We start from the raw sequence: 11,001 nt of genomic DNA, 5'->3' as shown, positions 1-11,001 counted from the left end.
AAAAGTACATTGACTTAAGGGACAGTTACATTTTTTACAGCTTATTTATTTTTTTCAGACTCTTTACTTGTTACAGTGATGTCTTGTAAGTGACCTTGGAAGCCTTGACCAGCTGTTAAGTCGTAGCCTTTAACGCGCTTATTAACTCCATCTAAACCGAAGCGGAATAGAGTAGGGATAACTGGCACTTCGTCATTTACAAGCTCTTGCCATTTATCGTATACTTCTTGACGGTATTTTTCATCAAATGCTTTTGCTGAAATACCTTCTTTTAATAGTTTATCATTGTCGTTATTTACCCAACGAACGTAGTTGAATGGTGCATTTTTCGCCCAGATTCCAGATGGGTCTGGGTCAGAACCTGTTCCCCAAGCTGCTGCGAAAATATCGATTTTTGGATTATCTTTTTCTACCATATCGTAGAATGAGTTGAACTCATGTAAACGTCCATCTAATAATTGAACATCTAAGCCAACTTCTTTCCAAGATTGTAAGTAGAATTGTGCTAATGGTTCAGCGATATCGCCACCACTCATAGAAGCGAAGTTGATTTTAAATGGTTTTCCGTTCGGATCTTCACGTAAGCCATCTCCAGTTACATCTTTGTAACCAGCTTCGTCTAGTAATTTTTTAGCTTTTTCAGGATCATGAGTATATCCTTTTAATGCTTTATCAAAGTATTTAGGGAATGATGGTGGAATTACAGATGTTGCAGGCACTCGTAATCCTTTGTATAATTTTTCCCCAACTGATTTGTTATCAAGGGCATAAGCCATTGCTTGACGTACACGCTTATCTTGGAATTTTGGATTATCCATTACGTTTACACCATTTTTCGCATCGTAATGACCTAATTTAAATCCAATGTAAGAGTAAGCTAACTCAGTTTTACCGATTAATGAGATATTTTTTAATTTTTTAGCTTGATCATATTGGTCAGCTGAAACAGAAGCGATATCGATATCTCCGTTAGCTAGAGAAGATGTAGCAATAGTTGGATTAACAACTTTTAAAAGTACACCGTCAAGTTTTGGAGCACCGTTCCAGTAATCTTTATTCGCTTCGAACTCTACAGCTTCACCTGGAGTGATCTTTTTAATTTTAAATGGTCCAAAGCCGATAGGAGCTTTACGAATTTGGTCAGATGATGCTAATTTATCGATAGGCACATTGCCTAAATATTTTTTAGGTAGTGGGTTAGTCCATAATCCAGTAAGTACAGATGGGTTAGCTTCTTTAAATGTAATTGAAATTGTTTTAGGATCAATTACTTTAACGCCGGAAATGTTTTTTGCCTTTCCGTTATGGTAATCTTCCATACCTTCAATCATAGACATTTGTGAGTCATAACGTACACCTGTGTATTTTGGGTTACCAATTACAAGATAAGAATATTCTAAATCCTCTGCTGTAACTGGATCGCCATTCGTCCAATTTACATTATCGCGAATTTTTAATGTGATTGTCTTTTTGTCATCGCTTAATTTATATGTAGCAGCACCATCTTGGTCATAAATATAGTTTTCATCTGTTGAAAGAAGTGCTTCATCAAAGAATTGAAGAACTTGAGAATCTGGATCGCCTTCATAGAAAACTGTATTTAAGATACCTTCAAATGGCGTATCTGAAACTAAACCATATTTTAAAATGCCACCTGAAATCGATTTTTTGTTATTTGAAACTTTAATTGGAAAAGCAGCTTGATCGATTTGCTTAGTAGTAGTTGAAGTCTTTGTGTCGCCACCTTTACATGCTGAAAGAATCATCATAGATACTGCCATTGCGCTTAATACTTTAGTAAAGCTTTTTGCATTTTTCATATTTCCACTCTCCTTATTTTTTAATTAACCTCTTCTTTGTCTAGCATCAGCTGCACGCTTTAGCGCTTCACCGATGAAATTTATACTCAGCATGAGCACTAAAATCATGCACGATGCAGGTAACCAAATCCACAACTTATTTTGTAAAACATCAGGATTTGTTGCATAACTAACTAGTGTTCCTAAACTTGGCGTACTTTCTGGTAAACCAAATCCAAGGAAGGTAAGACCAGATTCAATTCCAATATTTCCTGCTAGGTTTAAAGTGAATGCAACGATTATTAAAGAGCTTACATTTGGTAAAACGTGTGAGATAATGATTTTCCAATTCGGTGTGCCAATTGCTTTAGCTGCTGCCACATAATCTAATTCGCTCTCTGATAATACTTTTGAACGAATTAACCTTGCTTTACCTGTCCATAAAAAAAGACTCATAATAAGGACAAAATTTATGATTGAGAATTTAGGTACAACTGTTACGAATACAATAATTAACATTAATGTTGGTAAGGATAAGAAAAAGTCAATAATACGCATTACGACACTGTCTACCCAACCACCAAAATAACCAGCTATTAAACCTAATGCTAGGCCTAGTAGATTTGTAATAATTGTGATGAAAAATCCAATAGTAAAGGAATTTCTTGTCCCAATTATTAGTTGTCCAAATATATCGCGTCCCCCGTAGTCAGTACCTAACCAATGAGTAGAGGAAGGAGGTTGATAGATTGATAGAAAGTCTACTTTAACAATTTGATCTTGATCTAGAATAAGCGAAGTACCATACACACTTATTATTATTAGACCAAGCACGATAAGAGAACCTAAAGCTAACTTATCTCGTCTAAATTCAGCCCAAATGACACTAAATCCTGATGGACTTTTTCGTTGCTCAGTAATATGAGTTTGATTTTCGATTTTTAATTCCATAAATTTCACCTACCCTATTCAATCCGTATACGTGGATCTACGATGCTTAGAATAATATCTGAGATTAATGTCCCAAAAAGTGTTGCAAGACATGTCATTAAAACAAGCGCATTTACAACAGTAAAATCACGTAACATAACGGATTTGACGAACAGTTGCCCAATTCCTGGATAGCCAAAAATTGATTCTAAAAATACAGAACCAGCAATTAAACCAGTAATCTCATAACCTAAAAATGCAGCGATTGGTAAAAATGAATTACGTAAAATATGTCTAGAATAAACTTTAGATTCAGGAACACCTTTTGATCTAGCTGTTCTTACAAAATCTTTTACTTTTGTATCAATAATTTCACTGCGTAAATATTGTGAAATTCCAACAGTTGAAATAAGTGCACCTGATAAAGTTGGTAAAACAAGATGATCTAACTTGCTTACATAATAAGCAAAAGTTCCGTCAGCAATTTGAGGGTCTACGCTACCGCCCGTAGGGAAAAGATCAAAATAAAATCCAAAAACAAACAACATAACAATTCCAAAAATAAATAGAGGGGTAGCAAATCCTAAATAGTTATATCCGGTTATCAGCTTATCTGCCCACGTGTCGCTATAGCGTCCACTAATAATACCAAGTGGAATTGCCAGTAAATAAGTTACAAGAAACACGCAGAGAGCAAGTAATACAGTATTTCCAATACGATCGCCGATTACATCGACTACATTGATTTTGTGTGTATAGGAAACACCAAAATCTCCTTTTGCAACATTTTTAATCCAATGATAATACTGAACATAAGCTGGATCATTTAAACCCATTTCTTCACGAATTTTTTCAATTTCTTGTGGATTAGCTTTTGGGTTAATCGATCGTCCAGTTAGTGCATCACCTGGCATTGCTTTAGCTAGTGCAAAGATTAGTATACTCAAGATAAGTAGCTGAGGAATCATGATGAGTATACGGCGAATGACAAATTTTAACATATTCGTTACTCCTTTCTAAGGTAATGCTACTCGATGAGTATCAGAGATTGGTTTTAAATCAAATGGTCGACCATTTTCATCAAAGTAAGAAGAAGCATTTTGTTGATATTCTTTTCTAACTTCTTGTCTTTCTTTAATTTTTTCTTCTCTAACTTCTGGACGAATATCTGGTATTGCTGCAATTAAGCGTTTAGTGTATATATGTTGTGGGTTATTTAAAATATCTTCAGTAGTGCCTTCCTCAACAAGTCTCCCTCTATACATAACACCAATTCGATTACATAAATGGCGTATAACGCCTAAGTCATGACCGATAAATAAATAAGTTAGTTTGAACTCTTCTTGTAAATCTTGTAAGAAATTAAGTACTTGTGCTTGTACTGAAACATCCAAAGCAGAAACAGGCTCATCTGCAACTATTAACTTAGGTTGTAAAGTTAAAGCTCTAGCAATTCCAATTCGTTGACGTTGCCCACCAGAAAATTCATGTGGATACTTATATAGTGATTCTGGAGATAATCCAACTTTATCAAGGTAGTAAAGTACTCTTTCACGTTCTTCTTCAGCAGTTAACGTTTCATAGTTTCTTAGCGGTTCTGCAACTAAATCGATAATTCTCTTTTTAGGATTTAAAGAAGAGTATGGGTCTTGAAATATCATTTGAATCTCTTGGCGAAATGCTCGCATTTGCTTTTTATTTAGTGTTATTAAGTCATTGTCTAAAAACTTAATACTTCCATTAGTAGCCTGTGTCAATTGAAGTATTGCCTTACCTGCAGTAGATTTTCCACTACCTGATTCTCCAATAAGGCCATATGTTTCGCCTTCGTTTAGTTCAAATGAAATTCCATCAACAGCCCGAACATGATCTACAACTGTTCGAAAAATACCACCGCGAATAGGGTAATGTACTTTTAAGTTATCAACCTTTAATAGAGACATTTATGATCGGTGCTCCTTTCTCGTTCTTGAAATGGAAATGCTTATAACAAGAACAACGTACATAATGATTTGGTGTAACTTCGTGCAAGATAGGTTGATTTTCATGTGCATAATTTTGAATCCAAGGAATACGGTGGCTGAATCGGCAGCCTGTTCTAGGAAGTTTGTCTAATGGTGGAACTGTACCTTCAATAATATGAAGTCGTTGATTTTTTGAATGAGTAGTAGGAATAGAGTTTAATAATGAGCGCGTATATGGGTGTAATGGATTATTTAGTATTTCTTCTACTGAACCAGTCTCAATAATTTGTCCAGCATACATAACTGCAACACGGTCTGCTACTTCTGCAACAACACTTAAGTCATGCGTAATTAAAATGATGCCTAGCTTCGTTTTCTTTTGTATTTCTTTTAATAAATCTAATATTTGAGCCTGTATCGTTACATCTAAAGCAGTAGTTGGCTCATCTGCAATAATAAACGAAGGGTTACATGCGATGGCAATTGAAATCATTGCACGTTGTCTCATACCACCAGATAATTCATGCGGGTACTGTTTATAAGTAACCTCTGGCTTTGGAATTCCAACTTGATCTAGTAACTCTAATGCACGCTCCTTTTTTTGTGAGCGTGATAGATCAGTATGAAAATCTAAATTTTCTTCAATTTGTTTACCGATCGTCATTAACGGATTTAGAGCGGTAAGGGGTTCTTGGAAAATCATTCCGATTTCCTTGCCTCGAATTTTATTCAACTTACTATCATTTAGCGTTAGTAAATTTGTACCCTTGTAAGAGATCGATCCATTCATTTTTGTACGATTATTTGAATGTAGTCCTAAGATTGATAGGGCTAGAGCACTTTTACCGCAGCCTGATTCACCCACAATTGCAAGAACTTCATTTTCATGGACAGTCAGTGATACATCATCCACAGCAGGATAGTATTGGTTGTTTATACGAAACGATGTCGTTAAATGTTCGATTTCCAAAAGAGGTTTTGACATTTCGTGTCTCCTTTCGAGATTTCATGAGCAAAATTGTTGATATATTTTGAATTTTCATAAGTATAATATTATTACGCGAATGTTTCAATATGAAAACATTTTCTGTAATATATAGTCCTTTTTGACTAAAATTAATTCGAAATTCGGATTAACTAGTAAATTAATAGGGAAAAAATGTCATTACGATTCGATAGAAAGGTTGATAGATTAAATAAAATAAGGGAGAGTAAGGAAAACACGGAATGAAAACGTTTACAAAATGGTAAATAGCGTAGATAAAAAGATGTGTTTGAAAATAAAGAAGAAAAAAAGAGGTTTTTGTCGGAAATTGAATTAATTTAGTGGAAAATATATTTTCGATGTACAATTTGTAGTTTTAAATTCCTAGTTCAAATTGCCTGTTTTTACACTAAAAAATAAGAAATAGATTAAAAAATATATGTCTACTAAACTTTAATTTTAGATAAATCATGAAAGAAAAAAGCAGTATAAAGATAAAAGGATGAATAATCCATTTTATTTTACACTGCTTTTCTTAATTTAATCTTAAGTTTTAACTCAATTTAAGTAGGCTGTTAACATCCAAACATGCTTTGCAAGTTGCTCTCGAATGGCTAATAGTAAATCATGAGTAACTGAATCATTTTCAGACTCTGCAATTTCCATACCATCTTTTAATTCTTCAATTAAATAATGATAGTCCTTAGTAATGTCCTGGACCATTTCATCAGAAGTAATATTCTTATTTGCTTCTTTAAGGCTTGAAGTATCAAGATACTCTCTCATTGTAGCTAGTGGTTTTCCACCAATTATTAACACTCGCTCTGCTAGCTCATCAATATGTAAACTTGCCTCATTGTAAAATTCCTCAAATTTAGTGTGTAGAGTGAAAAAATTTGGACCTTTTACATACCAATGATAGTTATGTAACTTTACAAATAGGATATTCCAGTCTGCTATTTGCTTATTTAGCACATCAACAGTCGTTTTTGAGATGGATGATGTATCCATTAAAATCCCTCCTCTAAATGATGTAAAAGATTAAAAAACCATATAACCCATCTTAACTGATATTGAGTAAAAATAGTCATGGTAATATTTGATAGCTAAGACAACAATTAGTAAAATTAACGTTAAATTGTAAATAGCTTTATATTGAAATAAAAATCTCCGTCCTTGTAACTTGGATTTAAATGATTTTTAAGCATAAAGGATTCATGATTAAAATAGTAAGAAGTTGAAAAATACTTACTCATAAAGGGTTCATGAGTAAGTAAAATAGCAAAATGATGAAAAGTACTTACTCATAAAGGGCTCATGAGTAAGTAAAATAGCAAAATGATGAAAAGTACTTACTCATAAAGGGTTCATGAGTAAGTAAAATGGCAAAATGATGAAAAATACTTACTCATAAAGGGTTCATACTTGGCAATGATTGTATTAACACTAACTGACAACCTCACTTCTCAAAAGAAATACCCCCATCCCTAAGGATGGGGGTTATTCTATGAATGATCATTTTCTTTAGGCAGGGAAAGTTTCGGATCAATTCTAAGTGCATCATTTCTAAGTGCATCATCCTCATTTAAAGCATTTTTCAATAATAAAAATAGTGACCCAATCATACCAAGAAGAATAATTACAAAAAAGAAAAAGATGATTACATCATAGACCAATGTTAAAACCCCCTTCGAAACTTTTCTGTATTCATATATATGACTGAAGAAAAGGACAGATAACCAAAATTCACAAAGTGTTCAAAATTTAAATGCATATTTAAAATGTGGATAGAATGCTTTTACTATTTAGTTGGATTAATTTAATTAAAAGTAAGTGACATCAGCATTTGTAGCAGTTAAACCTAAAATATTAAGAAGAACAACCAAAACAAAAAACCAGTTAAAACTCAGCGTGATTACCGTTGACATAGGTAAAAAATGTCGTTGAACCATCGAAGTTAATCATGTTACATTTTTCACATATTTAACTGTAAGTTCAATAAAATAACAGTTACCTAAACTGCATGAAATTTTTTAGTCAAAATCAAAAAAAGGAGCTATCTATGAATGTACTAAAAAAATTTATGATTATTTTATTTCTAATTAATATTAATAATTTTCATGCAAGTGCAGCTGAGATGAATTTTGCCGTATCGCCTGTTATTCCAACTAATCAAATTGATCAAAGCAAAACTTATTTTGATTTGAAAATGAAGCCAGGCCAAAAACAGATCTTGAAAGTTCAAATAAAAAATAATACTGATAAAAATATAGTTGTTGAAGCAAAAGCTAATTCAGCGATTACAAATAGTAATGGAATTGCGGATTACAGTATTTCAAATCCAAAAGTAGACAATACGTTAGATATTCCTTTTACTAATATAGCTAAGGTAAAAAAAGAGACGAAAATTCAAGCAAAAAGTGAAGCAACAGTAGAGATTACGATTGAGATGCCTAAGCAGCAATTCTATGGTGTTATATTGGGTGGACTCCATTTTAGTGAGGAAGAAGACGGGGGACAAGCTAAAAAAGAAGATGGAAGCATTCAAATAAAAAATAAATATGCGTATGTTATTGGTGTTTTATTAAGAGAAACCGATAAAGTAATCAAGCCAGATTTAAAATTAAATGAAATTAAACCAACACAAATCAATGCACGCAATGTTGTAACTGCTAACTTACAAAATATAGAGCCAGCTATGCTAAAAAATTTGAGCGTAGATGCGAAAGTATATACGGAACAAGGGAAAAAAATCCTACATGAAACAAAAAAAGAGAATCTAAGGATGGCACCTAATTCAAACTTTGATTATGCAATTAGTTGGGATCGCCAAGCGTTTGAATCAGGTACTTACCGTTTAGAAATGAAAGCTACCGACGGAGAACAAACTTGGGATTGGACAAGAACATTTACCATAAAGGACAATACAGCCGAGAAACTTAATACTACTGCTATAGACGTAGAAAATGACTATTCAATTAGGTATTTCATTGGAGGGTGTCTGTTTTTTTTACTGATTATATTTGTATACTTTTTGGCTAGACGTTCTAAGAAAATGAAATAAATAAAATATTTAAATTGGAGAGGAAGAAATAGATTGGTTAGAAAAAGAAAAATACTTTTTACAGCAACTGTTTTTGCTTCTATTTTTGGAGTGATAGTAAGTGGTATTCTACCAAAATCAGCCGAATTACAAGGGCTGTTCAAAAATAATATTGTTGAAGCAGCAACACTTCCAAATTTAGTAGAAAACCCTACATTTAATTTAGATCATCAAACCACAACTATTCCATTCTGGGCATTTACGGGGTATTTTAATGAGGGACAGCCTTCTGAACCCTATCTGTTTGATTTGGTAGAAGATAATGGTTGGTATAAAGTATCTGGTAGTCCTAAATCAAAAGCCTATGTTAAACCTTCTGGCGATGGAATTTTATTAAAACTATTGAACACTGCTTCATCTCAAGAGTATATAGCGATGAGACAACGAGTCAAAACAATTCCAGGAAAAACATATACTGTTAATTTGTCTTTTAAACTTATTGAAAATACTAATGACAAACTAAGATACGACTGGTTTGTAACTGACAGAGAAACATCTACCAATTTAACTGACAGAGGATTTAGAGAATACACAGGGCCTCAAGACGCAACCACTACTTTCACAGCGATGGGGAATGAATCTAATTTAGTTATTAGTTTCGATGATTATGCCCTAGGTCCTATTGATGGCTATTCAATCTTTAAAGTTGTAGATGTTTCTGTAACGTTATTAGATACAGAGGCACCAAAAATAACGGGTGCAAATGTGACCACTCCAGAAGGGTATACAGGTGGCACAGCATGGACCAATAAAAATACGTCGATTCATTTTACAGCAACTGACGATAATGGAATCGATCCAACAACATACGAAGTATCAACAGATAATGGTAACACATGGAGTACAAATGGTTTAAGTAATCGTACTATAACCGGAGTAGACTACACGGTTACAAACGAAGGTACAACTAATATTCAAATACGAGTAAAAGATGATTCTGGAAACCAAAGTAATCCAGGAACAGATACAGGTTCTAAGTTTACAGTTAGGATTGATAAAGAGGCACCTATTACCAACTATGTTGAAGGGGAATTATATAACAATATTACCGCAGAAAACATTACTTTTAGTGACACTCTAAGTGGGATAAACACAGCATTTTTAGATGGTATAAGTATTACTTCTGGGACAGTCAATCCACAAGATGGGGCTCATAACTTAGTGATTACTGATCATGCTGGTAATAAAAAGGATATTAGCTTTACGGTGGACAAAACAATTCTACCTCCAGAGGTGAACCCAATTAAAGATGTGAGTACAAGGATAACTGGAACTGCTGAACCGAATAGTACTGTAAATATAAAATTACAAGACAATTCGATTCTAACTACTACAGCCGGAGCAGATGGTTCATACACGGCAAATGTTACACCAAAGACATTGTATGCAGGAGATGTAGTGAGTGTAACAGCAACTGATGTAGCAGGGAATACGAGTACAGAAACAAATGTAACGGTAACAGCAGAATCAAAAATGCCAGTCGATCCAATGAATCCAACGAATCCTGTAATGCCAGTAAATCCAACAGATCCTGAAGACCCTCATGAACCAGGGACAAAGAGTGCATTAAGTATTGACTATGTATCAAACTTCCGTTTTGGCGAGCAGGAAATTTCAGGTCAAAACAAAGTTTATACTGCACAATTAGATCAAGTAAAGCAAGCTTCAAATGAATCGATTATTCAAGTACCAAATTTCATTCAAGTAACTGACCATCGTAGAACAAATACAGGATGGAAATTAACAGTTCAACAAAATGGCCAATTCAAGAGTGGGGTTAATGAGTTAACGGGTGCGGAATTAAAATTAACGAATCCATTTTTAAATTCAACCACTGCTGTTCAATATAAACCAGAAGCAAATACAGTCATATTAGATCCAAATGGAGCTCCACAAGATGTAGCTTTTGCAGATCAAGGTAAAGGTCTTGGAACGTGGACGATTGCATATGGACAGAATAAAACAGATGGTGCGACTAGTGTGGCACTTTTCGTACCAGGCGCGGCTTATAAAGTAGTTGGTGCACAATATAAGACGTCATTAACTTGGACATTAGCAGATACACCACTTTAAAATTATGTAAGAGTATTTCAATTAATGGAAAAAAATAACCTAAAAACAGAAGGCTTATAAATAAACGGAAATAGAATCCATTTGCGAATATAAAAAGAGAACCCCTTGAAGTAGGCAATAATTTCTACTTTAAGGGGTTTTCATTTC

The 11,001-nt window shown here is 33.8% G+C and carries 9 protein-coding genes; 2 read left to right on the top strand and 7 right to left on the bottom strand.

What is annotated here, in order from left to right; all coding sequences use genetic code 11:
* Positions 1 to 41: 41 nt before the first annotated feature.
* From opp4A to COE53_RS24000, 7 genes are all read right to left on the bottom strand, one after another.
* Positions 42 to 1,820 carry an oligopeptide ABC transporter substrate-binding protein gene (opp4A, locus tag COE53_RS13880; protein ID WP_069032747.1) on the bottom strand — a complete coding sequence of 593 codons (1,779 nt, stop codon included), beginning with the start codon at positions 1,818 to 1,820 and terminating at the stop codon, positions 42 to 44.
* Positions 1,821 to 1,844: 24 nt separating this feature from the next.
* Positions 1,845 to 2,750: an ABC transporter permease gene (locus COE53_RS13875; RefSeq protein WP_069032748.1), complete on the bottom strand. Its 906-nt coding sequence runs from the start codon at positions 2,748 to 2,750 to the stop codon at positions 1,845 to 1,847.
* Between the two features lie 14 nt (positions 2,751 to 2,764).
* On the bottom strand, positions 2,765 to 3,730 hold the full coding sequence (gene opp4B / locus COE53_RS13870; protein ID WP_069032749.1) for an oligopeptide ABC transporter permease: 966 nt from the start codon (positions 3,728 to 3,730) through the stop codon (positions 2,765 to 2,767).
* A gap of 15 nt (positions 3,731 to 3,745) precedes the next feature.
* Positions 3,746 to 4,672, bottom strand: a complete 927-nt coding sequence (locus COE53_RS13865; RefSeq protein ID WP_025568564.1) for an ABC transporter ATP-binding protein — start codon at positions 4,670 to 4,672, stop codon at positions 3,746 to 3,748.
* Complete coding sequence (locus COE53_RS13860; RefSeq protein ID WP_025568565.1) at positions 4,653 to 5,678, bottom strand: ABC transporter ATP-binding protein; 1,026 nt, start codon at positions 5,676 to 5,678, stop codon at positions 4,653 to 4,655. The genes COE53_RS13865 and COE53_RS13860 overlap by 20 nt, the downstream gene beginning before the upstream one ends.
* A 558-nt stretch (positions 5,679 to 6,236) precedes the next feature.
* A complete protein-coding gene (locus COE53_RS13855; RefSeq protein WP_069032793.1) occupies positions 6,237 to 6,674 on the bottom strand; it encodes a Dps family protein in 438 nt (145 codons plus the stop codon).
* Positions 6,675 to 7,183: 509 nt separating this feature from the next.
* Entirely contained in the window at positions 7,184 to 7,354 is a 171-nt protein-coding gene (locus COE53_RS24000; protein WP_175403452.1) for a hypothetical protein, read from the bottom strand.
* A 386-nt stretch (positions 7,355 to 7,740) separates the two neighbouring features.
* Here COE53_RS24000 and COE53_RS13850 point away from each other — a divergent pair, with 386 nt between their 5' ends.
* Positions 7,741 to 8,742, top strand: a complete 1,002-nt coding sequence (locus COE53_RS13850; RefSeq protein ID WP_098948292.1) for a WxLIP family cell surface protein — start codon at positions 7,741 to 7,743, stop codon at positions 8,740 to 8,742.
* 33 nt (positions 8,743 to 8,775) lie between these two features.
* Positions 8,776 to 10,854, top strand: coding sequence for a WxL domain-containing protein (locus tag COE53_RS13845; RefSeq protein ID WP_098948291.1), 2,079 nt, complete (start codon positions 8,776 to 8,778; stop codon positions 10,852 to 10,854).
* The last annotated feature ends 147 nt before the right edge of the window (positions 10,855 to 11,001 follow it).

It is taken from the genome of Bacillus sp. AFS029533, assembly GCF_002585125.1.
Lineage (GTDB): Bacteria > Bacillota > Bacilli > Bacillales > Bacillaceae_G > Gottfriedia > Gottfriedia luciferensis_B.
This window is presented reverse-complemented; position numbering and strand designations above follow the sequence as displayed.